At 68.5% G+C, this 26303-nt stretch carries 26 protein-coding genes; 16 read left to right on the plus strand and 10 right to left on the minus strand.

Annotated features, from left to right (window positions below):
* Window positions 1–20: 20 nt before the first annotated feature.
* From hemA to ppk2, 4 genes are read left to right on the plus strand one after another with little or no spacing between them, the layout of a single operon-like run.
* Complete coding sequence (gene hemA / locus AC5P6H_RS16815) at window positions 21–1304, plus strand: glutamyl-tRNA reductase (RefSeq protein ID WP_014646031.1); 1284 nt, start codon at window positions 21–23, stop codon at window positions 1302–1304.
* Entirely contained in the window at window positions 1282–2364 is a 1083-nt protein-coding gene (gene prfA / locus AC5P6H_RS16820; protein WP_014646030.1) for a peptide chain release factor 1, read from the plus strand. The genes hemA and prfA overlap by 23 nt, the downstream gene beginning before the upstream one ends.
* 5 nt (window positions 2365–2369) lie before the next feature.
* On the plus strand, window positions 2370–4076 hold the full coding sequence (locus tag AC5P6H_RS16825) for an O-linked N-acetylglucosamine transferase, SPINDLY family protein (RefSeq protein WP_032956939.1): 1707 nt from the start codon (window positions 2370–2372) through the stop codon (window positions 4074–4076).
* A 46-nt stretch (window positions 4077–4122) separates the two neighbouring features.
* Window positions 4123–4905, plus strand: a complete 783-nt coding sequence (gene ppk2 / locus AC5P6H_RS16830) for a polyphosphate kinase 2 (RefSeq protein WP_032956942.1) — start codon at window positions 4123–4125, stop codon at window positions 4903–4905.
* 498 nt (window positions 4906–5403) lie between these two features.
* On the opposite strand, the gene AC5P6H_RS16835 is transcribed toward ppk2, so the two are convergent.
* Window positions 5404–5979 carry a TlpA family protein disulfide reductase gene (locus tag AC5P6H_RS16835; RefSeq protein WP_014646027.1) on the minus strand — a complete coding sequence of 192 codons (576 nt, stop codon included), beginning with the start codon at window positions 5977–5979 and terminating at the stop codon, window positions 5404–5406.
* Window positions 5976–7250 carry a YihY family inner membrane protein gene (locus AC5P6H_RS16840; protein ID WP_032956948.1) on the minus strand — a complete coding sequence of 425 codons (1275 nt, stop codon included), beginning with the start codon at window positions 7248–7250 and terminating at the stop codon, window positions 5976–5978. The genes AC5P6H_RS16835 and AC5P6H_RS16840 overlap by 4 nt, the downstream gene beginning before the upstream one ends.
* A 77-nt stretch (window positions 7251–7327) precedes the next feature.
* Between AC5P6H_RS16840 and wrbA the strand changes: the two genes are divergently transcribed.
* The 3 genes from wrbA to AC5P6H_RS16855 all read left to right on the plus strand — a co-directional run bounded on the left by wrbA (window position 7328) and on the right by AC5P6H_RS16855 (window position 8818).
* Window positions 7328–7921 carry an NAD(P)H:quinone oxidoreductase gene (gene wrbA / locus AC5P6H_RS16845; RefSeq protein ID WP_069118531.1) on the plus strand — a complete coding sequence of 198 codons (594 nt, stop codon included), beginning with the start codon at window positions 7328–7330 and terminating at the stop codon, window positions 7919–7921.
* Complete coding sequence (locus AC5P6H_RS16850) at window positions 7918–8253, plus strand: DUF2069 domain-containing protein (protein ID WP_014646024.1); 336 nt, start codon at window positions 7918–7920, stop codon at window positions 8251–8253. Before wrbA ends, AC5P6H_RS16850 begins: the two co-directional genes overlap by 4 nt.
* A gap of 79 nt (window positions 8254–8332) precedes the next feature.
* Entirely contained in the window at window positions 8333–8818 is a 486-nt protein-coding gene (locus AC5P6H_RS16855) for an asparaginase domain-containing protein (RefSeq protein WP_010481766.1), read from the plus strand.
* 88 nt (window positions 8819–8906) lie between these two features.
* Here AC5P6H_RS16855 and AC5P6H_RS16860 read toward each other — a convergent pair whose 3' ends face one another.
* The 3 genes from AC5P6H_RS16860 to sufT form a co-directional block, all read right to left on the minus strand.
* Window positions 8907–10646, minus strand: coding sequence for a S8 family peptidase (locus AC5P6H_RS16860; RefSeq protein ID WP_495202901.1), 1740 nt, complete (start codon window positions 10644–10646; stop codon window positions 8907–8909).
* 475 nt (window positions 10647–11121) lie between these two features.
* Complete coding sequence (locus tag AC5P6H_RS16865; protein ID WP_014646022.1) at window positions 11122–12216, minus strand: branched-chain amino acid aminotransferase; 1095 nt, start codon at window positions 12214–12216, stop codon at window positions 11122–11124.
* Window positions 12217–12275: 59 nt separating this feature from the next.
* Entirely contained in the window at window positions 12276–12827 is a 552-nt protein-coding gene (gene sufT / locus AC5P6H_RS16870) for a putative Fe-S cluster assembly protein SufT (RefSeq protein ID WP_005415385.1), read from the minus strand.
* A gap of 122 nt (window positions 12828–12949) precedes the next feature.
* Between sufT and AC5P6H_RS16875 the strand changes: the two genes are divergently transcribed.
* Window positions 12950–13369: a hypothetical protein gene (locus AC5P6H_RS16875; protein ID WP_046429036.1), complete on the plus strand. Its 420-nt coding sequence runs from the start codon at window positions 12950–12952 to the stop codon at window positions 13367–13369.
* A gap of 338 nt (window positions 13370–13707) precedes the next feature.
* Here AC5P6H_RS16875 and AC5P6H_RS16880 read toward each other — a convergent pair whose 3' ends face one another.
* Together AC5P6H_RS16880 and AC5P6H_RS16885 are read right to left on the minus strand one after the other, a co-directional pair.
* On the minus strand, window positions 13708–15168 hold the full coding sequence (locus AC5P6H_RS16880) for an NAD(P)(+) transhydrogenase (Re/Si-specific) subunit beta (RefSeq protein WP_126411756.1): 1461 nt from the start codon (window positions 15166–15168) through the stop codon (window positions 13708–13710).
* Window positions 15165–15485, minus strand: a complete 321-nt coding sequence (locus AC5P6H_RS16885) for an NAD(P) transhydrogenase subunit alpha part 2 (RefSeq protein ID WP_111206815.1) — start codon at window positions 15483–15485, stop codon at window positions 15165–15167. Before AC5P6H_RS16885 ends, AC5P6H_RS16880 begins: the two co-directional genes overlap by 4 nt.
* Window positions 15486–15583: 98 nt before the next feature.
* Between AC5P6H_RS16885 and AC5P6H_RS16890 the strand changes: the two genes are divergently transcribed.
* Genes AC5P6H_RS16890 through AC5P6H_RS16900 form a run of 3 tightly spaced genes read left to right on the plus strand, consistent with a single transcriptional unit; the run spans window position 15584 to window position 16950 of the window.
* Window positions 15584–16168, plus strand: a complete 585-nt coding sequence (locus tag AC5P6H_RS16890; RefSeq protein WP_080052964.1) for an RNA polymerase sigma factor — start codon at window positions 15584–15586, stop codon at window positions 16166–16168.
* Window positions 16165–16494 (plus strand): hypothetical protein, encoded by a 330-nt coding sequence (locus AC5P6H_RS16895; RefSeq protein WP_126411755.1) that lies wholly within the window; start codon window positions 16165–16167, stop codon window positions 16492–16494. The genes AC5P6H_RS16890 and AC5P6H_RS16895 overlap by 4 nt, the downstream gene beginning before the upstream one ends.
* A 3-nt stretch (window positions 16495–16497) precedes the next feature.
* Window positions 16498–16950 carry a DUF3106 domain-containing protein gene (locus AC5P6H_RS16900; protein ID WP_014646015.1) on the plus strand — a complete coding sequence of 151 codons (453 nt, stop codon included), beginning with the start codon at window positions 16498–16500 and terminating at the stop codon, window positions 16948–16950.
* Between the two features lie 120 nt (window positions 16951–17070).
* On the opposite strand, the gene AC5P6H_RS16905 is transcribed toward AC5P6H_RS16900, so the two are convergent.
* Both AC5P6H_RS16905 and pacR read right to left on the minus strand, forming a co-directional pair.
* Window positions 17071–18150 carry an NAD(P) transhydrogenase subunit alpha gene (locus AC5P6H_RS16905; RefSeq protein WP_069118521.1) on the minus strand — a complete coding sequence of 360 codons (1080 nt, stop codon included), beginning with the start codon at window positions 18148–18150 and terminating at the stop codon, window positions 17071–17073.
* Window positions 18151–18202: 52 nt separating this feature from the next.
* Window positions 18203–20524 carry a PacR family protein gene (gene pacR / locus AC5P6H_RS16910; RefSeq protein ID WP_197575544.1) on the minus strand — a complete coding sequence of 774 codons (2322 nt, stop codon included), beginning with the start codon at window positions 20522–20524 and terminating at the stop codon, window positions 18203–18205.
* A gap of 331 nt (window positions 20525–20855) precedes the next feature.
* Here pacR and AC5P6H_RS16915 point away from each other — a divergent pair, with 331 nt between their 5' ends.
* From AC5P6H_RS16915 to AC5P6H_RS16930, 4 genes are read left to right on the plus strand one after another with little or no spacing between them, the layout of a single operon-like run.
* Window positions 20856–21437 (plus strand): nitroreductase family protein, encoded by a 582-nt coding sequence (locus tag AC5P6H_RS16915; RefSeq protein ID WP_014646012.1) that lies wholly within the window; start codon window positions 20856–20858, stop codon window positions 21435–21437.
* Window positions 21434–22369 carry a 5'-3' exonuclease gene (locus tag AC5P6H_RS16920; RefSeq protein ID WP_495202902.1) on the plus strand — a complete coding sequence of 312 codons (936 nt, stop codon included), beginning with the start codon at window positions 21434–21436 and terminating at the stop codon, window positions 22367–22369. Before AC5P6H_RS16915 ends, AC5P6H_RS16920 begins: the two co-directional genes overlap by 4 nt.
* Entirely contained in the window at window positions 22366–22920 is a 555-nt protein-coding gene (locus AC5P6H_RS16925) for an NUDIX hydrolase (protein WP_049408489.1), read from the plus strand. The genes AC5P6H_RS16920 and AC5P6H_RS16925 overlap by 4 nt, the downstream gene beginning before the upstream one ends.
* A complete protein-coding gene (locus AC5P6H_RS16930; protein WP_014646009.1) occupies window positions 22913–23710 on the plus strand; it encodes an N-formylglutamate amidohydrolase in 798 nt (265 codons plus the stop codon). The genes AC5P6H_RS16925 and AC5P6H_RS16930 overlap by 8 nt, the downstream gene beginning before the upstream one ends.
* Before the next feature lie 136 nt (window positions 23711–23846).
* Here AC5P6H_RS16930 and AC5P6H_RS16935 read toward each other — a convergent pair whose 3' ends face one another.
* Entirely contained in the window at window positions 23847–25265 is a 1419-nt protein-coding gene (locus AC5P6H_RS16935) for an MFS transporter (RefSeq protein ID WP_032956978.1), read from the minus strand.
* Window positions 25266–25370: 105 nt separating this feature from the next.
* Here AC5P6H_RS16935 and AC5P6H_RS16940 point away from each other — a divergent pair, with 105 nt between their 5' ends.
* Window positions 25371–26255 (plus strand): LysR family transcriptional regulator, encoded by an 885-nt coding sequence (locus tag AC5P6H_RS16940; RefSeq protein ID WP_014646007.1) that lies wholly within the window; start codon window positions 25371–25373, stop codon window positions 26253–26255.
* Window positions 26256–26303: the final 48 nt, after the last annotated feature.

A 26303-nucleotide genomic window follows, 5' to 3' on the forward strand; every position in this document is an offset into this window, starting at 1 on the left:
TTATCGCAAGCAACTGAACAATGACCCTGTGGGTGCTCGGACTGAATCACCAGACCGCACCGGTGGAGCTGCGCGAGCGCGCGGCCTTCGCCGGTGAGGCGTTGCCGCGTGCGCTGGGCTCGCTGCGCGATACCCCGCAGATCGCCGAGGCAGTGCTGCTGTCCACCTGCAACCGCACCGAACTGTATGCCGTGGCCGAGTCGGCACAGGCGCTGGACCAGTGGCTGCACAGCCAGGCAGGCGACCTGCAGGGCTACCTGTACCAGCATGCCGATGCCGAGGCCGTGCGCCACCTGTTCCGGGTCGCCACCGGGCTGGACTCGATGGTGCTGGGCGAACCGCAGATCCTCGGCCAGGTAAAGGATGCCTGGTCGACCGCGCGTGACCACGGCCTGCTCGGCCAGCGCCTGGACCGCCTGTTCCAGCAGACCTTCTCGGTAGCCAAGCGTGCGCGCACCGATACCCAGGTCGGCGCCAACCCGGTGTCGGTGGCCTCGGCGGCGGTGCGCCTGGCGCAGAACGCCTTCGCGCGCCTGGATGACTCCACCGTGCTGCTGGTCGGTGCCGGCGAGACCATCGAGCTGGCTGCACGCCACCTGAGTGAGGGCAAGGTGCGGCGGCTGCTGATCGCCAACCGCACCCTTGCTCACGCGCAGGAACTGGCCAGCCGCCATGGCGGCGTGGCCCTGCCGCTGACCGAACTGGACCGCCACCTCGGCGAGGCCGACATCGTGTTCTCGGCCACCGCCGCGCGCGAACCTGTGATCCATCGCGAGATGGTGGCCAAGGCACTGCGCGCGCGCCGGCACAAGCCGATGCTGCTGTTCGACCTGGCCGTGCCGCGCGACATCGAAGCCGAGGTCGGCACGCTCAACGACGCCTTCCTCTACACCGTCGATGACCTGGAACGCGCGGTGGAAGACAACCGTCGTGGCCGCCGCGAGGCCGCCGCCGAGGCCGAGGCGATCATCGACCTGCAGGTGTCGCGTTTCATCGAGACCCAGCAGGCCAGCGCCCACCAGGCACCGCTGCGGCAGCTGCGTGCGTTCGGCGAAGCGACCCGCGCCGAACTGCTGGAGCGCGCACGGCAGCAGCTGGCCAACGGCAAGCCCGCCGACGAAGTGCTGGAACTGCTGGCCCATGGCCTGACCAACCGCCTGCTGCATCCGCCGACCGCCGCTCTGCGCGCGGCCGCGCTGAGTGGCGATGCCGACCTGACCCGCGCCGCCGAGCGCCTGTTCCCGGCCACGCCGGGTTACCGCCACCCACCCGTGAGACCCGATGACGCCGACCCTGCGCCGTAAGCTGGAAGCGCTGGCCGAGCGCCGCGAAGAACTGGAACGCCTGCTCGCCGAACCCGATGTGGTCGCCGACAACACCCGTTTCCGCGACCTTTCGCGCGAATTCGCCCAACTTGAACCGGTCGCTGCCGCGCTCGCCGAGGAAGCCCGTGCCAAGGCCGACCTGGCCGCCGCCGAAGGCATGCGCGCCGACCCCGACCTGCGTGAACTGGCAGACGAGGAAATCGCTGCGGCGCAGGCGCGCCTGCAGGAACTGGAACAAGAACTGGCCCTGCTGCTGGTACCACGCGATCCGCGCGACGAAGGCAACCTGTTCCTGGAAGTACGCGCCGGCACCGGCGGCGATGAAGCCGCGATCTTCGCCGGCGATCTGTTCCGCATGTACGCCCGCTATGCCGAGCGCCAGGGCTGGAAGGTCGAGATCGAATCGGACAATCCCGGTGAGCATGGCGGCTACAAGGAAGTGGTGGCGCGCGTGGTCGGCCGTGGTGCGTTCTCGCGCCTGAAGTTCGAATCGGGCACGCATCGCGTGCAGCGCGTGCCGGCCACCGAATCGCAGGGCCGCATCCACACCTCGGCGGCCACCGTGGCGATCATTCCCGAGGCCGACGAGGTCGATGACATCGTCATCAACCCGGCCGACCTGAAGGTGGATACGTTCCGCTCGTCCGGTGCCGGCGGCCAGCACGTCAACAAGACCGAATCGGCCATCCGCATCACCCACGTGCCGACCGGCGTAGTGGTGGAGTGCCAGACCGAGCGCAGCCAGCACGCCAACCGCGACAAGGCGATGAAGCGCCTGAAGGCGCAGCTGCTCGATGCCGAGCGCCAGCGCCAGGACGCCGCGCAGGCCGAATCGCGGCGCCTGCAGGTCGGCAGCGGCGACCGCAGCCAGCGCATCCGCACCTACAACTTCCCGCAGGGCCGGATCACCGACCACCGCGTGGAAGGCCTGACCCTGTACGACCTGCCCAACATCCTCGCCGGCGACCTCGACCCGCTGCTGCAGCGGCTCAGCCACGAACACCAGGTCGATGCCCTGGCCCAGCTGTCGGCGGGCTGAGCACGATGTCGGCCTGGCAGCAGCGACAGCACCTGCAGCAGGCGATCGCACGCCAGCCCGGCGATTTCGTCGCCTGGGTGATGCTGGCCGACCTGGAACTGGAAGCCGGCGACATCGCCGCCGGCGAGCAGGCGGCACGACGCGCGCTGCAGCTGCGCCCGAACCACCCCGAGGCCCTGGCGCGCCTGGGCCGCGTGGCCTGGATGGCCGGCGCGCACGCCGACGCGGCGAAGCTGCTTGGCCAGGCCTCGGCATTGGCCCCGCAGCACCCGGGCATCGCGCTGTGGCTGGGCCATGCGCTGGAAGACGCCGACGATGCCGAAGGCGCAGCAGCGGCCTATCGCCGCGCGCATGCGCTGATGCCGGATGAACCCTACATCGCCGCGCAGCGCCTGGCATGGCAGCGCCGCCTGTGCGACTGGCAGGACGTGGACACGCTGGCTGCGCAGGTACGCGCCGCGCTCGCCGCCGGCCACGGTGCGGTGGAACCCTTCGCCTTCCTCAGCGAAGACGCCAGCGCGGGCGAGCAGTTGGCCTGTGCACGTGCGCGCGCCGCACTGATCGCCGCCTCGGTCCGGCCCTTGCCGGCAGTGACGGTACGCGCGCGCGGCCCGTTGCGCGTCGGCTTCCTTTCCAATGGCTTCGGCGCCCATCCCACTGGGCTGCTGACCGTGGCCCTGCTCGAACACCTGCGTCATGACCCGGCGTTGCAGCTGCACCTGTTCGCGCTGAACCGCGCCGATGGCAGCGGCATCCGCGAACGCCTGCAGTCCGCGACCCGGCTGCATGAGGTGGCCGCACTGCGGCATGCCGACATCGCGGCCCGCATCCGCGCACAGGGCATCGACCTGCTGTTCGACCTGCGCGGCTGGGGCGGCGGCGGCACGCCCGAAGTGCTGGCGATGCGCCCGGCCCCGCTGCAGCTGAACTGGCTGGCCTACCCCGGCACCTCGGGCGCGCGCTGGCTGGACGCCGTGGTCGCCGACGAATTCGTACTGCCGGCAGCGCTGGAACCGCACTTCAGCGAACGCGTCCTGCGCCTTCCGCGGGCCTTCCAGCCCTCGGACAACACCCGCACGCTGGAGCCGTCGCCGTCCCGCGCCGAGTGCGGGCTGCCCGAGCACGGCGTGGTGTTCTGCTGCTTCAACAACAGCTACAAGCTCAACCCGCGCAGCATGGGCCGCGCCTTCGCAGTGTTGCAGGCCGTGCCCGGCAGCGTGCTGTGGCTGCTGTCCGGCCCCGGCCAGGCCGACGCCCGCCTGCGCACGGCCGCGCAGGCTGCCGGCCTGGACCCGGCGCGGCTGGTGTTCATGGCCAAGCTGCCGCATCCGCAGTACCTGGCCCGCTACCCACTGGCCGACCTGTTCCTCGACACGCATCCGTACAACGCGCATACCACCGCCTCCGATGCACTGTGGGCCGGCTGTCCGGTGCTGACCTGCCCGGGCGACACCTTCGCCGCGCGCGTGGCCGGCAGCCTCAACCACCATCTGGGGCTGGCCCGGATGAATGTCGCCGATGATGCGGCGTTCATCGCCACCGCCAGCGCACTGGGCAATGACCCCGCAGCACTGGCCTCGCTTCGCGCCGAGCTGGCGCAGGCGCGCGAACGCAGTGGCCTGTTCGACATGGCCGGGTTTGCCCGCGACCTGTCGGCCCTGCTGCAGCGGCTTGCCGGTGAACACGGCTGGCAAGGTGTCGACAACACCTGAGCGACCCCTGCGTTACGCTCGGGCTTCCTCCCCGCGTGGTGTGACGATGGCCAAGCTCAAGCGCAAGGACTACGACGAACTGCTGCTGCCGCTGCAGCTGGAACTGACCGCGATGGCGCGCTGGGTGCAGCTCAGCGGGCAACGCCTGCTGGTGCTGTTCGAGGGACGGGATACGGCAGGCAAGGGCGGCGCGATCCAGGCCATCAGCCAGCATCTCAATCCACGCCAATGCCGGGTGGTAGCACTGCCCAAGCCTACCGACCGCGAAGCCACGCAGTGGTATTTCCAGCGCTATGCCTCGCATCTTCCCGCCGCCGGCGAGATCGTGCTGATGGACCGCAGCTGGTACAACCGCGCAGGCGTCGAGCGGGTGATGGGCTATTGCAGCGAAACCGAGTACCAGCAGTTCCTGCGCCAGGCACCGGTGTTCGAGCAGCTGCTGGTGGATGACGGCATCCTGCTGTTCAAGTACTGGCTGTGCGTGGACCAGGAGCAGCAGGAGAAGCGCTTCGCCGAACGCCACCTCGATCCGCTGAAGGGCTGGAAGCTGTCCCCGGTCGACCTGAAATCGCGCAGCAAGTACAGCGCCTATACCGAAGCCCGCGAGGCGATGCTGCGCGCGACGCATCGCGAGGCGGCGCCGTGGACGCTGGTGGATTTCAACGACCAGCGGCTGGGGCGACTGACCCTGGTGCGCAACCTGCTGGACCGGTTGCCGGACACACGGGTGGATGCGCCGTTGCCGGAGCTGCCGAAGCTGAAGGGCAAGCTGCATCGCGAGCACTACGATGTGCTGAAGCCCATCGAGGATTTCCCGGTCGAGGATTAGGGTTGTTCGGCAGGGTTGCACCCTGCACCTGCTCAACGCAACGGCAACGGCAACGGCAACAGCAACAGCGGGCATCCGCGGGATGGCGGCGCGGTGGGTGGGCACGACCGTTGGCGCCATGGATGGCGACATCGAGCCCCATGGACGGGTCTACGGCGTGTCCTACCCACCCAACCGCCCCGCCTCTGACAGATCCCTGCGGCTGTTGGTAGGTGTCGACCTTGGTCGACACATCTGTCAGATATCGAAATGGAACCGGGGTCAGATCCGTTTTCCTGCGGAAAGCGGATCTGACCCCATCGGCAATCCCATTGGCCTGGCGGGCGTCGGATCGTGTCTGGGGCAGAGCCCCCTGAGTCAGGGGGCGGCCGCGAAGCGGCGGGGGTTTGGGTGTTGGTAAGTGGGGCCTGCGGTTCGCGCAGCGAAGCGTGGGAGCGGCAGCGCGCATGCGATGGCGCGTACCGAGGTGCAGGGCCGCAGGCCCTGCCGACCCACCCACTACTTGGCGGCCGCGATCTGCTTTTCGATGTCGGCGGCGGTCACCGGGCCAAGGAAAGTGTGGGCCAGCTTGCCCTGCGGATCCAGCAGATGCGTCAACGGTAGGCCTCGCGGCGTGGCGAAGTCGGCCGGCGGATCGAACGGGTCCACGATCACGATCGGATAGGTCACCGGATGCTTGGTCAGGAACGACTGCATTTCCGGCACTTCGATGTCCTCGTAGGCCAGGCCGACCACCTCGATGTTGCTGCGCATCGCATGCAGCGCCGACAGCTCGGGCATCTCCTTGCGGCACGGGGCGCACCAGGTCGCCCAGAAGTTCACCACCACCCACTTGCCACGATGCGCGGCCAGATCGTAGTCGCTGCCATCCACCGCCTTCATCTTCAAGGTCGGGAATTCGGCAGTGGTGCGCTCGGCCGGGGTTTCATCGACCGGTGCCGGAGTGGTCGGCGTCGGCGCCTGTGCCGGCGGCTGGCTGCTGGCCGGTGTCGGCTCCTGGGCCGGCTTGCAGGCCGCCAGGGCCAGCAGCAGGGTCAACGGGAGCAGCAGCGGCAACGGCGTCTTGCGGGTCATGGCATGTCTCCAGAGTCGGTATAGATATCACTGACCTTGCGCTTCAGGCGTTCGCGCAGGGGCAGCCGCAGATCGTCCAGCGCCGCCAGTGCGGCACGGCCCAGGCTGTCATCACGGTACGGCAGGTGCTGCTCGGCCACCGGGATGCGCAGCTGGGTGCATTCGTACAGATCGGCCAGGCTGACCTGGTCCAGGTCACGCGACAGCAGCCACTCGCCCCGCTCGTCGCGGCGCAGCAGGTCGATCTCCTGCAGGTTGCAGATCAGGTCCTGCAGCAGTGAATCGGTCAGCATCGGCTCCAGCCGCAGGATCTCGTCATCGGCCAGGCCCTTGCCCTTGGCCCGTGCATGCTGGAAGCGGCCAAGCAGGCGCAGCAGTCCATAGAACTCATACCCCTGCGGCAGGCGCAGTTCCACCGGCTGGTAGCGGAAGGCGGCCATCGAAGAAGCCAGCGACGCCCCCAGCAGCACCGCCACCCAGCACAGGTAGATCCACAGCAGCAGGATCGGCACGAACGCCACCGTGCCATACAGTTTCTGGTAGGACTGGAAGCTGCCCAGATAGGCACCGATGCCCCACTTCACCAGTTCCAGGATGACCGCCGCCAGGATCGCGCCGGGCACGGCATGCCGCCATTTCACCGTGTGGTGCGGCACCACCCGGAACATCAGCGTGATGCAGACGAACTCGATCAGGATCGGCGCCAGCCGCAGCGCCAGCTCGGCCAACCAACGGCCCTCCTGGGTACCGAACAACGGCATCGCGAACACCCGCGCCGATACCGCAAGCGATGCGGCGGCGAGCATCGCGCCCAAGGTCAGCACGGTCCAGTAGACCAGGAAGCGGGTCAGCTTGGGCCGGGTCGAGCCGACCCGCCAGATCTGGTTGAAGGTCTCTTCCACACTGTTGAGCGTGATCAGCAGTGAGGCCACCAGTGCGATGAAGCCGGCCGCCGTCAGCTGGCCGGCACTGGCCGAGAACTGCCGCAGGTAGCCCTCGGCTGCACGCGCCGCGGAGGGCACGAAGTTGGAGAATACGTAGTCGCTGAGCTGATCGCTCCAGCGGTCGAAGACGGGGAAGGCCGACAGCACACCGAATACCACGATCGCCAGCGGTACCAGCGCGAACACCGTGGTGTAGGCCAGCGCCGCCGCTGCCTGGAACAGGCGGTCGTCGAGGAAGCGATGCCACAGGAAGCGGCCGAAACTGATGGCCCGTGCGCGATCCCGCGCGCGCTCCATCCACAGGTTGAGCGTATCCAAAGGTTCCATCGGTGGAAGGGTACCCGATGCGGAATGCTGGCAGGATAGCCATACTGGTAGCCACACGACGAGGAGAAGCGGGCACGATGGGCGAGATTCTGGTGCTGTACTACAGCCGGGGCGGTTCGGTGGCACGGCTGGCGCGCCAGATCGCGCGGGGCATCGGCGAAGTGCCGGGCATGACCGCGCGCCTGCGCACGGTGCCGCCGGTGGCCGCCGTGACCCAGACCGCGCAGCCACCGGTACCCGACGATGGCGCCCCCTACGTGAGCGTGCAGGACCTGGTCGACTGCCAGGGCCTGCTGCTCGGCAGCCCCACCCGCTTCGGCAACATGGCCGCGCCGGTCAAGCACTTCCTGGATGGGCTGGGCGCCGAATGGGTCAATGGCACCCTGTCCGGCAAGCCGGCCGGCGTGTTCACGTCCACCGCCTCGATGCACGGCGGCCAGGAATCGACCCTGCTGTCGATGCAGGTGCCACTGCTGCACCACGGCTGCGTGATCGTCGGCATCCCGTTCACCGAACCGGCGCTGAGCCACACCATCAGTGGCGGCACGCCCTATGGCGCCAGCCACGTGGCCGGTGCCGCCGACGATCCGCAGCCGACCGACGACGAAGCGGTTCTGGCGCGCGCGCTGGGGCGCCGGGTGGCCGACATCGCGCAGCGGTTGGCCCGATGAACCGCGCGCCGCGCACGGTCCTGCTGTTGGCCCTGATGGGGCTGGCCGCGCTGTTCGCAGGCTGGTTCATCAATGACAGGCACTGGCTGGCCACCCAGCTGGTGTTCACCGCGCCACCGCTGGCGCTGGCCATCGCCGTGCGCCTGGGCTGGCGCAAGGCCGGCTTCTGGGCCTCGGTGCTGGCGCTGGGCTGGTTCAGCCACGGCGTGATGAGCGCCTGGAGCCACCCGGAGACGCGCTGGCTGGCGCTGATCGAGATCGCGCTGGCGCTGCTGGTGATCTTCAGCGCCAGCCTGCCCGGCCTGCGCGCCCGCTTCGGCAAGCGGCGCTGACGCTGCGCGCCCAGGGCCTTATCATCTGCATTCCTGGCCCCGCGCCGCAGTCCCTGTCCTGGTTTCGCGCATGCACATGATGGAAGAGCTCCTGGTCGTCACCACCGGTGGCACGATCGACAAGATCTACTTCGACGACAAGTCGGACTACCAGATCGGCGATCCGCAGATCGGCATGATCCTGCGCGAGCTGGGCGTGACGTTCCGCTTCAACGTGATTCCGATCCTGCGCAAGGATTCGCTGCACATCAACGACGAAGACCGCGAGCTGATCCGCGCCACCATCGCCGCGCAGCCCACCCGGCACGTGCTGGTGACCCACGGCACCGATTCGATGGTGCAGACAGGCAAGGTGCTGGCGACGATCCCGGACAAGACCATCGTGATGACCGGTGCGCTGAGCCCGGCACGCTTCCGCGGCTCGGATGCGGAGTTCAACATCGGTTGTGCGATCGGTGCGGTGCAGTCGCTGCCGAGCGGCGTGTACATCGCGATGAACGGGCGGATCTTCGACCCGCAGCATGTGCGCAAGAACGTGGCGGCGAACCGTTTCGAGTCGGTCTGAGGAACAGCGTGCCGGCCGAGGTCGGCACCCACCCGGACAAAAACGCCCCGGCCGAAGCCAGGGCGTGCCCTTGGAGAGGGACTTGGGCTCAGTACTGGGCGCTGAGGGTCAGGCCCGAGAAGGTGCTGTACGCCTTCACCCGCACATACCAGGTGCCGGCGGCAGGGCTGTTGATGGTGCAGGTCTCGCTGTTGCCGCTCAGGTACGGACGGCAGGTGTAGGTGGTATCGGTCGGGGCACTGCCCTGGCGCACGTACAGGTCGGCATCACCGCTGCCGCCACTGATTGCCACGCGCAGCTGGGTGCTGCCGGCCGGAACGGCGACGGTGTAGTTCAGCTCGGCACCGGTCGCGGCGCCCAGGCCGGTCACCGGCACGTTGTTCTGCAGCACGTTGCCGCCCGGGTTCGGGCCACCGCCATTGATCGCCGCAGCCACGGCCGCGTTGGCGTCGACGATGCCGGCGCCGCAGCCGCCCGAGCAGGCGCCCGGCAGCGGGCGTGCGGTGCTCTTGATGATGCTCTCGACCTGTGCCGGACTCAGCGGGCTCGGCGCCACCGACTGCATCAGGGCCACCACACCGGCCACATGCGGCGCTGCCATCGAGGTGCCGTTGTAGGACGCATAGGTGGCGCTGCCCGGCGTGGTGGTGCCGGTGTTGAGGGTGGACAGGATGCTCTGGCCCGGGCCGGAAATGTCGATGCCGGCACCATAGTTGGAGAAGCTGGCACGCGCACCGGCCGAGGTCGTGGCCGCCACCGCGATCACGTTCGCGCAGTTGGCCGGCACCGACGAGGACACGTTGGTGTTGCTGTTGCCGGCGGCGACCACCACGGTGGTGCCGCGGCTGACCGCGCCGTTGATCGCGTTCTGGTAGGTGGCCGAGCAGGTGCCGCCGCCGCCCAGCGACATGTTGATGACTTCCGCCGGATTGGCATTGGCCGGCACGCCACTGACGGTGCCGCCGGAGGCCCACACGATCGCATCGGCGATGTCGGAGGTATAGCCGCCGCACTTGCCGAGCACGCGCACCGGGACGACCTTGGCGTTGAACGCCGTGCCGGCCACGCCGGTGCTGTTGTTGGTCACCGCCGCCACGGTGCCGGCGACGTGGGTGCCGTGCCAGCTGGAGTTGGACGCCGGGATACCCGAGCCGCACTCGTTGGCGCCATACCAGTCGCCCTCGTCGTTCGGGTTGCTGTCGCGGCCACCGCCATCGCGCGCCATCGCGGCATCGCTGATGAAGTCATAGCCGGGCAGGATGTTGGCGTTGAGATCGGGATGGTTGGTGATGCCGGTATCGATCACGGCCACCACCACGCCGGTGCCGGTGGCCTTGTCCCAGGCCGGCCGCACGTTGATCGACGCGTTGGAGGTACCAAAGCCCCACTGTTCGCTGAAGCGGGTGTCATTCGGGGTCAGCGTCGCGCGCATGATCTGGTCGACTTCGACGTATTCCACGTTCGGGTCGGCGGCCAGCTTGCGCATCAGCAGCTCGGATTCAGCCTGGTCAAGCGGGCGGTCGGTCCTGACCAGGGTCGGGCCGACGGCCAGCTTGCGGACCTGCTGCAGGCCCAGCGCACGGCCCTGGCTGCTGGCCAGGCCGGCGGCGGCACTCTTCAGCGAAGAGGCCAGTGCGGTGGTGTTGGCCACCGGCGCACTGCCGTCGCGGTACTTCACGATGAAGCGCTGGTGCGTCGGCGCAGACTGCAGGCCGCTGAGCTGGACGTCACCGGCCAGCGCAGGCGTGGCCAGCAGCAGCGATGACAGAACGGACGCACCAAGGACCACCCACACTCGACGCACACGCGGTTGCGTTACCTGGGACATCGTATTTCCCTTTCTAGTGGTGTGAATGCCGGAATCGGCAGAAGCACCGGCCCGAACCATGGGCTGGCTTGCGTTGGCGAGGTTCGAAGTCCGGCGAGTCAGCGGATCCCCCTATCGATCCGCCGTGCAGATGACGCTAATGACCAAAACCGGACACCACAAGATTTTCAGCGTCTTTTCAGCAAGATGAAATGTTCGTTCTGAGACTTCCCGGGTCGAGGGTTTGTGAAGGTGAAGGAACTTTCTCATCTTCTGCACACACCTGACTGGGTCATCACCTGTCCTGCGATGACTTTGCCGACATCGGCATCCGCCGATTCGGAGTCGGAGTGGGTGGGGTCAGATCCCTTTTCCCACGGAAGAGGGATCTGACCCCACCCACCTGTCCACAACGCAGAAAGCCCGTCACAGGGACGGGCTTTCCAGGAACAACGCAGCCGAGCGCGCGCTCGGGTCTACAACCCGGTGCGGGCGATCAGCCCAGCTTGACCAGCCAGTTGTGCCGGTCCGGCAGGCGGCCGTACTGGATGTCGGTCAGTTCCTTGCGCAGCGACATGGTCACTTCGCCGGCCGGCGCGTTGATGTCGCCCACCGAGAAACCCTCGCCCTTCAGCTGGCCGATCGGGGTAACCACCGCCGCAGTGCCACAGGCAAACACTTCGCTGATCGCACCGGAGGCCACGCCGTCCTTCCACTCGTCGATGCTGACCTTGCGCTCTTCGACCTTCATGCCACGGTCGCGCGCCAGCTGCAGGATGCTCTCGCGGGTGATGCCCTCGAGGATGCTGCCGGACAGTTCCGGGGTGACCAGCGTGCCGTCCTTGTAGACCAGGAACACGTTCATGCCGCCCAGTTCTTCCAGGTACTTGCCTTCGACCGGGTCCAGGAACAGCACCTGCGAGCAGCCCTGCGCCTGCGCCTTCTGCTGCGGCAGCAGCGAGGCGGCGTAGTTGCCACCGCACTTGGCGGCGCCGGTGCCGCCCTTGGCGGCGCGCGCGTATTCGGTGGACAGCCAGATCGACACCGGGGCCACGCCCTTGGCGAAGTACGGGCCGGCCGGGCTGGCGATGACGTAGTAGCCGGCCTTGTGCGCGCCGCGCACGCCGAGGAAGGCTTCGTCGCCGATCATGAACGGGCGGAAGTACAGGCTCGACTCGTCGGCCGACGGCACCCACTCGCTGTCGACGGCGATCAGCTGCTTCAGCGATTCGACGAAGATCTCCACCGGCAGTTCCGGCAGCGCCAGGCGCTGCGCCGAACGCTGCAGGCGACGGCCGTTGGCATCCGGGCGGAAGGTCCAGATCGAGCCGTCAGCATGGCGGTAGGCCTTGATGCCTTCGAAGATCTCCTGGCCGTAGTGCAGCACGGCCGCGGCCGGGTCCAGCTGCAGCGGGCCGTAGGCACGCACGCTGGCGTTGTGCCAGCCGGCATCCTTGTCCCAGCGCACTTCCACCATGTGATCGGTGAAGTGCAGGCCGAAGCCCGGCTTCTCCAGGATCTTGGCGCGCTCTTCAGCGCTGCGCGGGTGGTCCGAACGGGTGACGGCGAAGCTGGGAATGGACTGGGACACCGGAGGATTCCTGTTCTGGTTGCGGGTAGTGCCGGGCCCGCGTCACTGCGGGCCCTGGGTCAAAGCATGCCGGTCTCGAGCCGCGCCGCCTCGGACATCATGTGCTGGTTCCACGGCGGGTCGAACACCAGGTCGACGTCGGCCTCGGCCACCGTCGGGATCATTTCAAGCTTGCTGCGCACGTCGTCGACCAGGATCTCGCCCATGCCACAGCCCGGTGCGGTCAGGGTCATCTTCACGTCGATCTCGCGCTTGCCTTCGTCCAGATGCTTGATCTCGACTTCATAGACCAGGCCCAGTTCAACGATGTTGACCGGAATCTCCGGGTCGAAGCAGGTGCGCAGCTGCTGCCACACCAGTTGTTCCACCTGCTCATCGGTGGCGTCGGCCGGCAGCTCGAGCGGTGCCGGCGCCTCCTTGCCGATGGCGTCGCCGTCCTTGCCGGCGATGCGGAACAGGTTGCCCTCGACGAACACCGAATAGCTGCCGCCCAGCGCCTGGGTGATGTACCCATAGCTGCCGGCAGGCAGGGTCACGGTATCGCCCTGCGGGACCATCACGGCCTCGCAATCGCGTTCGAAGTGGACAGGTTCGCTGCTACGGGAATACATGGGGACCGATATGGGGCCGTGGCCGGGGCCACGCAAGACGGCATTCTAGCCCAGCCGCCCCGGCACCGCCGGTGCACTGCGGCAAACCACAGTATCCTGTGGGTGATCTTCAGGGAGCTTCGATGTCCTCCATTGCCACGCGTGCCAGGACCGTCACCTGGCTCTGGTCCCTCATGCTGTTGCTGGGTCTGCTTGTTGCTCCCCTCGCCTGGATGGTCCTGGCGCTGATGACCGGCCGACAGGTCGGCTGGATGGCGGTAGTGTCCGCCCTGGAACTGGTGTTCATGCTGCGTCTGGGCACACTGGGTCCGGGCCGGTTGCGCATCGCCCTGGTCGTGCTCGGCACCCTGCTGGTGGCCGCCGTGGCCAACTGGGCCATCGCCAGCGCCTGGATGGGCGGCTCGATCGGTCTGGACCTGTGGGACGCCACCACGCGGATGGGCCCGCACCTGGCCTGGACCCTGATCAACCTGGCCAATGGCGCGATGGAATGGCTGTGGCTGGCCGTGGCCGTGGTCGTCGGCGCCTGGCTGGCGCGCTGAGCGCGTAGATCCACGCCACGCGCGGATGGGGGTCAATGCCGGACGCTGGCCGGCAAAAGCGTGCGGACCAAGGCCGCACCTACCAGATGCAACCACCGCGCGCGGATCCGGTAGTGCCGGCCGCTGGCCGGCAAAAGCGTGCGGACCAAGGTCCGCGCCTACCAGATGCAACCATCACGCGCGGATGGGGGTAGTGCCGGCCGCTGGCCGGCAAAAGCGCGCGGCCCCAGGTCCGCACCTACCAGATGCAACCATCACGCGCGGATCCGGTAGTGCCGGCCGCTGGCCGGCAAAGGGGTCAGAGCCCTGTCCTGCGGAAAGGGATCCGACCCCGGTCTTCAATGCCCGCCGTCGAGCGCCTTCAGCTCGCTCACCAGCGAGGCGGCCGCTTCGGCGCCGTCGCCATAGAGCATGCGGGTATTGTCAGCGTAGAACAACGCATTCTCGATACCGGCGAAGCCGGTGCCCTTGCCGCGCTTGATCACCACCACGTTGCGCGCGTTGACCACGTCCAGCACCGGCATGCCGTAGATCGGGCTGGCCCGATCAGTACGCGCGACCGGATTGACCACGTCGTTGGCACCGATCACCAGTACCACGTCGGTGTTGGTGAACTCCGGATTGATGTCATCCATGTCGGCGATCAGGTCGTAGGGCACGCCCGCTTCGGCCAGCAGTACGTTCATGTGCCCGGGCATGCGCCCGGCGACCGGGTGGATGGCGAACTTCACCTTCACCCCGCGCTGGCCCAGCCGCTGCGCCAGTTCCCAGATCTTGTGCTGGGCCTGGGCCACGGCCATGCCGTATCCAGGCACGATCACCACGCGTTCGGCGTAGGCCATCATCGCCGCGACATCCGGGGCTTCGATCGGCTTCTGCGCGCCGCTGATCGCCTGCGCTTCGCCACCAGCACCGCCGCCGAAGTTGGAGAACAGCACGTTGCGGATCGGCCGGTTCATCGCCTTGGCCATCAGCCGGGTCAGCAGGATGCCGGCCGCGCCGACCATCATGCCGGCGATGATCAGCGCCTCGTTGCCCAGCACATAACCTTCGAACGACACTGCCAGGCCGGTGAACGCGTTGTACAGCGAGATCACCACCGGCATGTCGGCACCGCCGATCGGCAGCGTCATCAGCACGCCCAGCGCCAGTGCCAGCACGAAGAAGGCGACGATTGCCCAGGCACTGAGCGTACTCGCCGCGATGATCGCCAGCACCACCACCGCCAGCGCCACCAGCAGGTTCATCACCTGCTGGCCGGGCCAGGTCACGCGCTTGTCCAGGCGTCCATCCAGCTTGGCCCAGGCGATCACCGAGCCGGACAGCGACACCGCGCCGATCGCCGCGCCGACCACCGCCAGCAGCAGCATCGTGCCGGACGGCTGGCGCGCGGCCAGGTCGGCCAGCGCCTGCGCGCTCCAGTGGCTGGTATCGCGGTGGGCCAGGAAGGCATAGCGCAGCAGTTCCACCGCGCCGATCGCCGCCGCCGAGCCACCACCCATGCCGTTGTACAGCGCCACCATCTGCGGCATGTCGGTGATGGCAACCTTGCCGGCCGACCACCAGGCCAGGCCCGCACCCAGCAGCAGTGCCACCAGGATCAACGGCACGTTGTGCAGTTCGGGCAGGAAGAAGGTGGCCGCGGTGGCCAGCAGCATGCCCAGCCCGGCCCAGCGGATGCCGCTGCGCGCGGTCAGCGGCGAGGCCATGCGCTGCAGGCCGAGCAGGAACAGCGTGGCGGCGACCAGGTAGCTGGCCTTGACCAGCCAGTCGAGCAGTTCGACGGTGCTGATGTTCAAGCCTGCGGCTCCTTCGGTTCGTCCTTGCCGCCCCTGGGCGCGCTCGGCTTGAACATTTCCAGCATGCGCGCGGTGACCACGTAGCCACCGGCGGCATTGCCGGCGCCGAGCACCACGGCCAGGAAGCCCAGTACCTTCTCCAGCGGCGTCTGCGCATGCCCCAGTACCACCATCGCGCCGATCAGCACGATGCCGTGGATGAAGTTGGAGCCCGACATCAGCGGGGTATGCAGGATCACCGGCACCCGCGAAATGATCACGTGGCCGGCGATGGCTGCCAGCATGAAGATGTACAGCGCTACGAACCCGTCACTCACCGGCAACGCTCCTGCTCTGTCTTCGTCGGCCCATCATAACCATGGGCTGAACCCGGCGCGCACCCGGCGTCAACCGGAGCGCCGCTCACGCGTTGTCGATGGTGACCCCGAGCGAGGAACCGTACCCTGTGCTGGTGAGCAGCCCCGCCCCCCCGAGCGCCGAGACCGATGCCCTGCCGGCATCGCTGGAGGCATTCCTGGCCAGCGTCGGCCCGCGTGCGTTTCGCTTCGCCGAGGCCGGCCTGCGCCAGCGCGAAGACGCCATGGATGCGGTGCAGGACGCGCTGCTGCGCATGCTGGATTACACCGACAAGCCGGCCGCCGAATGGGCGCCGCTGTTCTGGAGCATCCTGCGCCGCCGGGTGATCGACCTGCAGCGCCGGCGCCGCTTCCGCCTGCCGTTCTGGCGCGACAACCAGGACGCGGAAGGCGGCGAGATCGACTGGGCCGATCCCGGCCCGGACCCGGCACAGGCACATGAGCAGCGCCAGCAGTACCAGCAGCTGGTGGACGCGTTGCGCACCCTGCCCGCCCGCCAGCGCGAGGCCTTCACCCTGCGCGTGCTGCAGGACCTGGACGGGGCCACCACCGCCCGCGCCATGGGCTGCAGCGAAGGCGCGGTAAAAACCCATCTGGCACGCGCCCGGCAGGCGCTGCAGGACTACCTGGAGACCCACCCGTGAACCGCTCCCTGCCTTCCGATGACACCCTGCGCCGCCTGCACGCGCAGTCGCTGCAGGCGCTGGCGCCGGCAACGCTGGCCCGGCTGCGCCAAGCTCGCCACGGCGCCACGGCCACCACCCATCGTGGGCGCTGGCGCTGGTGGCTGGCCAGCGCCTGCTCACTGGTGGTTGCACTGGGCATCGGCCTGCAGTTCACCGGCCATGGCACGCTTGCGGGTCCGCCGCCGGACCCCGTACTTGCTTCAGTGGAAGACAACGGCGCGCTCTACGACGAGAATCCCGATCTGTACCTGTGGCTGGGCGATACCGACCTGGCGATGGAGTAAATCATGTCCCGACTGCTTGCCCTGCCACTGCTGTTGACCCTGGCGCTGCTGCCGGCCGTTCCGGCGCTGGCGCAGAACGCCACGCCCGCCCCTGCCGCACCGGTCGCGCCATTGCCTGCGTGGGAGCAATTGAGCGAATCCCAGCGAGAGTCCCTGCTGGCGCCGCTGCGCGACCGTTGGAACAGCGCTGATGCCGGCCAGCGCCAGCGCATGCTCTCGCACGGCCAGCGCTGGCAATCGATGAGCCCGGAGGAGCGCGACAAGGCCCGCCGCGGCCTGCGCCGCTTCGAGCACATGAGCCCGGAACAGCGTGAACAGGCACGCGCCCTGTTCGGGCAGATGCGCAACATGCCGCCGGCACAGCGCGACGCGCTGCGCGAGCGCTGGTCGCAGATGACGCCGGAGCAGCGCCGGGACTGGGTGCGCGACAACCCGCCGCCGGCGAAGCCGCGGTAAGGCCCCGGGGAACGGGGTCAGAGCCCTTTGCTGACGCAAAGGGATCCGACCCCTGGCAGATTGCGGGAGATCGGGGTCAGATCCCTTTGCCAGAGGCAAAGGGATCTGACCCCACGTCATTCATGCCTGCCAGCGCGTCTTTGCCAGCAGCTCGTCGTCCCAGTCGAAACCGAGCCGCCCCTCGCGCACGAACAGCGCAACGAAGTTGAGCAGGTTGCGCGCATACATCTCACTGGCCTGGGTCGCGCCGCGACTGGCCAGGCCCAGCGGACCATCGATGGTCACGCCCTGGTGTTCGATGCAGTGCCCCGGCTGGGTCAGTGCACAGTTGCCGCCGCTCTCGGCCGCCAGATCGACAATGACGCTGCCGGTGGCCATGCCCTCCACCATCGCGGCGGTCACGATGGTCGGCGCCGGCCGACCGGGTACGGCAGCCGTGCAGATCACCACGTCCACGCTGCGCAGGTGGTCGGCCAGCCGACGCTGCTGCTCGGCGCGCTCCTCGTCGGTCAACGCACGCGCGTAGCCGCCTTCACCGGTCGCGCTCACGCCAAGATCGAGGAAGCGCGCACCCAGTGACTGGATCTGCTCGCGGGTTTCCGGGCGCACATCGAAACCTTCCACCTGTGCACCGAGGCGCCGCGCGGTGGCGATGGCCTGCAGGCCCGCCACGCCGGCACCGATCACCAGCACCTTGGCCGGCCGCACGGTGCCAGCGGCGGTGGTCAGCATCGGGAAGAAGCGCGGCGCGCGTTCGGCGGCAATCAGCGCGGCCTTGTAGCCGGCCATGCCGGCCTGCGAACTGAGTACATCCATCGCCTGCGCGCGGGTGGTGCGCGGCAGCTGCTGCAGCGGGAACAGCTGCAGGCGATCATCGGCCGCCAGCGCGGCCAGCGCCGGATCGTTGGCCGGGGCCAGCAGGCCAACCACGCTGGCACCGGGCCTGAGCTGCTCCAGCACCGTCGCAGGAGGTGCCTGCACGCACAGCAGGATATCGATCTCGGCCCAGCGGCCCGCGTCGAAGACACGTGCGCCGGCGTCGTCATAGGCGGCATCGGTGAAGCCGGCGGCCAGCCCGGCGCCGGCCTCGTACCAGACCGTAATGCCGAGGGCACCGAGCTTGCGCGCGGTTTCCGGTGTCAACGCCACGCGCCGTTCACCCGGCGCGGTCTCCTTGATCCCCAGCAACGCCACGGCCATGCAGGTCCCCGCTGATCGGTGAGTTTTCCCGATCCTAGCAGGCAGCCAGCACTCAGTGCAGGGTGGTGCTGCCCGGGTCGAGGCGGTCGATCACGCCCTGCATGGCGCTGTCGAAGGCGCCATCGTCAACGTGGGCACGCAGGCGGCCGAGCCGCACCATCACCGCCAGCTCTTCTGGCGAGGCCACGCAGAAGCGCACGCCGCGACGGTTGACGAACAGCAGGCGCGAGGAAATCGGGCTGACCCAGGACAGCTTGCCCGCCTGGACCTTGCCGTCCTTGTCGACGAAGTCCAACCAGTTGCCGATTTCCATGCGTCGGAAGCGGTCGGCATCGGCGTTGTCGAAATCGTCGGCATCGATCTGCCCGCTGAGTTCCACCGCTGGCGATTCGGCCACCGGCGGTGCCGGCAGCGCGACCTGCGGCAGCTCGGGCAGCGCGCGCTGCAGTTCCGGCCGCGACTCGGCGATGCCCTGCAACGTGTCGTGCAGGGCGTCGATCGCACCGGTAGCCGCATCGCCGTGCACACCGACGCTGGCAAACACCTTGGCCAGCACCGGCTGCCAGGCCTGCAGCCATGGCTTGCCGACAATCTGCCGGCGTGCCTCGGCCACTTCCTCCAGCAGGCCGTCGCCGAGGCTCAGTGCCTCGGCCACCGACGCGCCTTCTTCGCCCTCGCGCAGCACCGCCAGGGTCAGGTGGTGCTGCCAGGGCTGGCGCAGGAACTCGGCAATGGCCGGCGGAAGGGTGGCATCACCGATGCGACGATCCAGTTCCGCACTGGCCCGGCTGCGGGCCATTTCCAGCTTTTCCTGGCCGCGTTGCGTTTCTGCGGCGCGACGCTCGGCGATTTCCACGCGGCGGCGATGCTGCACCAGGAACTCGCGGAATTCTTCTTCCAGGGTCAGGAAGATCGCCAGGTTTTCGTTGAACTCGGCCACTAGGCGCTCGATGATCTCCTCGACCTTGGCCATCAGCATGCGCTCGGCCTGGCTCTCGCCGGTGTTGCCCTCGCAGGCCTCGGCCAGCGAATTGAGCAGCTTGCGCGCCGGATGGGTCTTCTGCACGAACATGCGGCGGTCGAGCATGGCGACCTTGACGAAAGGCACGACCAGGCGGCCGATCAGTTCGCGCGAGCGGCCTTCCAGTTCACGCTCGTCCAGCATCACGTCGAACAGCATGCCGACCAGGTCGATGGCATCCTCATCCTGCGGGTCCAGCCGGGTCTGGCCCGGATCGACGCCGAGCTGGGTGGCGCTGGACAGCACTTCGCTCTTCAGCCGCTGCGCCAGCGATTCGCCGTCCTCGCCGATGGCTGCACGCAGCGTCGCGCTCGGCGTGGCCTGCAGCAGCGACAGCACCGACATCATTTCGCGCTGGCTGAGCGGGCGCTGCTGGCCGACCGCCACCTGTGCCGCAGACGTGGCGTCCTCACGCACATGGCGGGTCTGCTGCAGCAGTTCGTGCAACGCTTCCAGCAGCATGCCTTGCTGGCCGGCGTAGGCCTCGCCGGCGGCGCCATCATCGCCGCCCAGGTGCTGCTGCATATGCCCGCGGCGCTCGGACCAGCGGGCGGCAAAGCGCTGCGCCCAAGCCGGTGCGGCCTGCTCGTCATCGCTGAACCCCGGATCGACGCCCGCGCCGTGGCGATGCTCGACCAGGTCATCCAGCATCCCGGTCATGCGCGGATCCGGTGCCGGCGGTTGTGGGCGCTGCGGAGCCCCCATCTGCGACATCACGCCGGCTGCGGCCAGCTGCTCGTCCAGCTTCTCGTAGATGCGGCCGACCGGTGCACGCAGGTCGCGCTCGCACAGCTTGATCAGCACCAGATGCACTTCCGGGGCCAGTTCGCAGCCGGCAAAGGCCTCGTGGATGGCCACGCCCAGATGTTCGGGGCTGATGGGATTGTGGTCGGCGTCCAGTTCCACGCCGCCGATCAACCGGCCCAGGCGGCGGTCCAGCCGCGCCAGCACCGGCTTGAAGTCACGCAGCAATACAGTGGCGAAATTGCGCACCGCCAACCGCGATTCCAGTACGTGTTCGGCCAGCAGGCTCAGGCCATCCTCGGCCGGCCCGGACAGGGTCGCCTCGGCCGACAGCGGCTCACCGGCCGCCAATGCGGCCCACGCCTGCTGCAGGTGGCCGGCGAAGGCGGCAGCGATCTCCTCACGGCGGCGGCGCAGTTCGCGCATCGCGTCCAGGAACAGCAACTGCGACGAGCCGGCATTGCCGGCGCGGTCGAACAGGGCATCGTCGAATCGCGCCAGTGCGGCCCCGAAGGCCTGGCACAGCGCGGGCAGGACCATGTCCCGGGCAAGCTGGAGCTGGGCCGGGTCACGGCCCGGCGATCCCATCGGTGTGGGCACGCTCATCATTCGGGAAGGCTCCCCACCTTCTCTGGTACGACAGACAGCATGGACATCGCGACGACCGGCACACCCCATGTACCGGAACGTCGATGGTAGGCCGGCCAGCCCGTCACGGACAGTGAAACAGTCCTCACTTCAAACCTCATGACCGGCGGCCCGGCAAGAGGGGTATCGTAAGCCGTGCAAGGCCCACGAGGCGAGGGGAAGCGGCTGTCCGTTTCCCGCCAGTGGCATGATGTTCATCACAGTTTGGTATTCAGGGGCCGGACGCGACACAGACGGCGTCATTGACCACCCCGACTATAATCAAACACCCGTGATGACCGGTTCAGACTCCATGCCCGACCCCGCTGCCCTGCTCGCCCTGGATGCCCGCCGCTCAGTACCTTCGCGGCAACTGGGCGAGCCCGGCCCGGACCCGGCCACCCTGCAGCGGATGCTGGCGTCGGCCGTGCGCGTGCCCGACCACGGCAAGCGCGTGCCGTTCCGCTTCCTGAAGATCGCCGGCGATGCACGTCACACTCTGGGCGACTTCCTGGCCAAGCGCAGCCGCCAGCGCGACCCGCATGCCGGCGAGGCCGTGTTCGAGAAGGACCGCCAGCGTTTCAGCCACGCCCCGCTGGTGATCGTGGTGGTCGCCAGCCCGCGCCCGGACCCGAAGGTGCCGGAACAGGAACAGCTGATGACCGCCGGCTGCGTCTGCTTCGCCCTGCTGCAGGCCGCGCAGGCGCTTGGCTTCGGCGCACAGTGGCTGACGGCCTGGATGGCCTTCGATCCGGTCGTGCAGGCCCACCTGGGCCTGGTCGAGGGTGAACGCATCGCCGGCTTCATCCACATCGGCACCGCCAAGGCCGACGTGCCCGAGCGCGAGCGCCCCGACCCAGCGACCCTGCTGCAGGACTGGACGCCGCCGGCATGACCCTGCCGGCACCGCCGCCGTCGCTGTACCTGGTCGATGCCAGCATCTACGTGTTCCGCGCCTGGCACTCGCTGCCGGACCACTTCCAGGACGCGCAGGGCTGGCCGACCAATGCTGTGCACGGCTTCGCCCGCTTCCTGCTGGACCTGCTGGAGCGCGAGCGCCCGCGGCACATCGCCATTGCCTTCGACGAAGCGCTCGACAGCGGCTTCCGCCACCGCCTGTATCCGGCCTACAAGGCCAACCGTGATCCGGCACCGGAAGCGCTCAAGCGCCAGTTCGTGCACTGCAAGGCGCTGTGCGCGGCGTTGGGCCTTGCCGTCCTCGCCCACCACGACTACGAAGCCGACGACCTGATCGGCAGCGCACTGCACGTGCACCGCGGCAGCCATCGCGGGGTGATCATCTCCGCCGACAAGGACCTGTCGCAGCTGCTGCTGGATCACGACGAACAGTGGGACTACGCCCGCAACCAGCGCTGGGACGTGGCCGGCGTGAAGGCACGGCACGGCGTGCACGCGCACCAGATTGCCGATTACCTGGCGCTGTGCGGCGATGCGGTGGACAACATTCCCGGTGTCAGTGGTGTCGGCAGCAAGTCCGCCGCCGTGCTGCTGGCCCATTTCGGCAGCTTGGATGCGCTGTACGAACGCCTGGACGAAGTGCCGTTCCTGCGCCTGCGCGGTGCCGCCCAGATGGCGGTGCGCCTGCGCGAGCAGCGCGAGCACGCCCTGCTCTGGCGCCAGCTGACCACCATCGCGCTGGACGCGCCGCTTGAAGGCAGCCAACCCGGCCTGCTGCGCCAGACCGCCGACCCCGAGCTGCTCGGCGGCCTGTGCCAGACCCTGCGCTTCGGCCCGATGACCCGCCGCCGGCTGTTCGATGCCGCCGGCGTACCCGATATTCTTCCCACCCACAGCGAGCCCGCATGAGCCAGCGCAACACCGAAGCCCCGCGTGTCGTCTATGAAGGCAAGTACCAGCGCATGCTGGTACGCGGCACCTGGGAATACAGCGAACGTACCCATGCCGGTGGCCTGGCCGCGATCATCATCGCGGTGACCCCGGAGGACAAGGTGCTGTTCGTCGAACAGTTCCGCGTGCCGCTGCAGGCCCCCACCATCGAGATGCCGGCCGGCCTGGTCGGCGACATCCACGCCGGCGAATCGATCGAAGTCTCGGCCGTGCGCGAGCTGGAAGAAGAAACCGGCTGGACCGCCGATCACGCCGAAGTGCTGATGATCGGCCCGACGTCCTCCGGCGCCAGCAGCGAGAAGATCGCCTTCGTACGCGCCACCGGCCTGCGCCGGATCGGCGACGGTGGCGGCGATGACAGCGAAGACATCACCGTGCACGAGATTCCGCGCGCGCAGGCGGCGGCCTGGCTGGTGCAGAAGATGGGCGAAGGCTATGAGCTGGATGCCAAGCTGTGGGCGGGCCTGTGGATGATCGAGCACCACCTGGACGGGCGCCCGCGTGGCTGACGCCGATCTGCACGTACTGCCGGCGCTGCTGGGCGCCGACGACCCGGCGATCTATACCCTCCACCGGCCGCAGGGCGCCTCGCCGTACCTGCTGCTGGCCGATCACGCCGGCCAGCAGGTGCCACGCGCGCTGACCGGGCTCGGCCTGGCCCAGGCCGAGCTGGACCGCCATATCGGCTGGGACATCGGCATCGCCGGCACCACCCGCGCACTGGCCGAACGGCTGGATGCATGGGCGATCGAACAGACCTATTCGCGGCTGCTGATCGACTGCAACCGCCCACTGGCCTCGCCGACGCTGATTCCGGAAGTGAGCGACCACACCGTGGTCCCGGGCAATGCCAGGCTGTCGGCTGCACAGCGGCAGCAGCGCATCGATGCGATCCACGCGCCCTACCATGCGCGCATCGACGCGGAACTGGATGCACGCCGCGATGCCGGCCGCCCCACCCTGCTGGTGATGATGCACAGCTTCACGCCAGTGATGAACGGCACGCAGCGGCCGTGGCACGCCGGCGTGCTGTACCACCAGGACACGCGCTTTGCGCATGCACTGCTGCAGGCACTGCGCGATGAAGGCGACCTGGTGGTGGGTGACAACGAACCGTATTCGGTCAGCAGCACCAGCGACTACGCGGTACCGGTGCACGGCGAAGGGCGCGGCCTGGTGCACGTGGAACTGGAGATCCGCCAGGACCTGATCGCCGATGCCGCCGGGCAGCAGGCGTGGGCGGAGCGGCTGGCGCGGATCTTCAGCGCCTTGCAGCCACAGTTGCTGGCGTTCGGTTGAACGCTCTTGGACCCATCCCGTATCGGTAGTGCCGGCCGCTGGCCGGCAACCTCAATGATCCAACCACCCCGAGGTTGCCGGCCAGCGGCCGGCACCACCGCAGGCGTGGCACATCCACCTACGGCAGCGCCTTCAATCATGCCTCGTTGACCGGGCAGACGGCAGCAGCCGATTCGACCGGCGCCGGGCGCAGGCCCAGCGCGATCACCACGCCGAGCGCGGCGAACAGCGCGGCGCCGTACTGCGCATTGACCATGCCCTGCAGCGCATCAGGGCTGGTTGCCTCCTGCGTGCCGCGCGCGGCGTTGGCCACCATCACCAGTACCGCCAGTCCCAACGCGCCGCCGATCTGCTGTGCGGTGGCGGCCATGCCGGACGCCACACCCTGCTGCGGCCCCGGCACGCCCTGCCCGGCCACGATCCACATCGCCGTCCAGCTCATGCCCTGGCCCACGCTGAGCACCACGATGCCCGGCAGCAGCGGCCAGTAACCGGCGCCATGCGGCATCGCCAGCGCCACCGCAGTGATGCCGATGGCACCGGCCGCGAAGCCCCAGGCCAGCACCTGCCGTGGCGAACGGCGCCGCAGCATGCGTTCGGCAATGCGGATGCCGAAGGTGCACACCACGGTCGGCAGCAGGAAGGCCATGCCGGCCTGCAGCGGGCTCCAGCCGTAACCATCCTGGAAGTAGAGCGCCAGGAAGTAGTACTGCACGCCATAGCTGCTCATGAAGGCGAAGGTCAGGCCGAGTGCCGCGCGCAGGCCGGGCAGGCGCAGCAGCGCAAACTGCATCAGCGGGTCACGGCTGCGCTTTTCGATCTGTACGAACACCGTCAACAGCACGGCTGAAAGCAGCAGGCAGATGAGCGTGGCCCGTGCCGTCCAGCCCCACTCCGGCCCTTGCACCAGGGTGGTGACCAGCAGGCTGCCGCCGGCGGTGACGGTGAGGCAACCGGCCAGATCGAAGGAACGGCCCTGCACACGCGGGCCATCGGCCGGCAACCACGCGCCGGCCGCGACTGCACAGGCGGTGGCCAGCGGAACGATCACCGCCAGCACCGCCGGCCAGCCGAACGCCTGGGTCAGCACGCCACCGAGCAGCGTGCCCAGCGCCAGGCCGACCGCACTGGCCATGCTCCAGATCGCCAGTGCGCGGTTGCGCACCGGGCCTTCCGCATACAACGTGTTGATCAGCGCCAGCGTGGCCGGGAACAGCAACGCGGCACCGATGCCCTGCGCCGCGCGCGCGATGATCAACAGGGTGGCATTCGGCGCCAGCGCGCCGAACAGCGACGCCAGCGCGAACAGCAGCATGCCCAGCCGGTAGAAGCGGCGGCGGCCGATCAGGTCAGCGGCGCGCCCGCCCAGCAGCAGGCTGCCGCCGAACGCCACGGTGTAGGCACTGACTACCCATTGCAGCTGCTGCGCGTTGATCTGCAGCGCGCGGCCCATGTCGTGCAGGGCGACGAAGATGATGGTGGCATCCAGGGCGATGATCAGCTGGGCAGTGGCCAGCAGGGTCAGCGCCCAGCGCGGGTACTTGAGGGGAGGCATCGGCGGTCTGGCGCGGTGGGGGAGCGCAGTCTCATTGATGCGACCGAATCAATAAACCCCCTGCCAGCCATATCTGTCATGATTTTCATCATGAATGGAACTTCGATGGACCTCAATGCAGTGCGCATGCTGGTGCAGGTGGCCGAAGCCCGCAGTTTCACCGTCGCCGCCGGGCAGCTGGGCCTGAGCCAGTCCGGCCTGTCGCGCGCGATCGGCCGGCTGGAGGCCACGCTGGGGGTGAAGCTGCTGCAGCGGAACACCCGCAACGTGGCGCTGACCCCGGATGGCCGCCAGTTCGTCGATCAGGTGGCACCGCTGCTGTGTGGCCTGGAGGATGCCGAACGCCAGTTGGCCGACCGTCCCTGCACGCCCGCGGGCACCCTGAAGATCAGCGCGCCCTCGATGTTCGGGCGCAAGGTGCTGGTACCGCTGCTGGCGCCGTTGCTGCAACAGCACCCGCAACTGCAGGTGGAGGCCGTGCTCAGTGACCGTCTGGTCGATCTGGTCGAGGAAGGTTTCGATGCCGCTTTGCGCACCGGCGTCATCGCCGACCAGCGCATCGTCGCGCGCCCGCTGCGTCCGCTGCGCTGGGTGACGGTGGCCAGCCCCGCGTATCTGGCCCGCTGTGGCGCACCGGACGATGTGGCCGCGCTGCGGGATCACGCGTGCCTGGCGGTGCGCAACCTGCGCAGTGGCCGGCTGGTGGACTGGCAGTTCCTGCAGGAGGGCCAACTGCGCGACTTCACCCCACCGACGCGGATGGTGTTCGACAGTGGCGATCCGCTGGTGGAAGCGGCCATCGCCGGCATCGGCATCGTGCAGGTGATGGATTTCGCGGTGGCCGACGCGCTGGCTGACGGCCGCCTGCAACGCGTGCTGCAGCCGCTTGAAGGCCGCAGCCGCGCGCTGTCGCTGATCTACCCACCGTCGCGCCAGCACTCGCCAAAGCTGCAGGTGCTGGCCGACGCGTTGCTGGCCGGGGATTGGTAAATCCACGCCATGCGTGGATGAAGGTTTCGGCGGGGTCAGAACCCTTGG

This window comes from Stenotrophomonas sp. YJH_SMC_110, assembly GCF_059369255.1.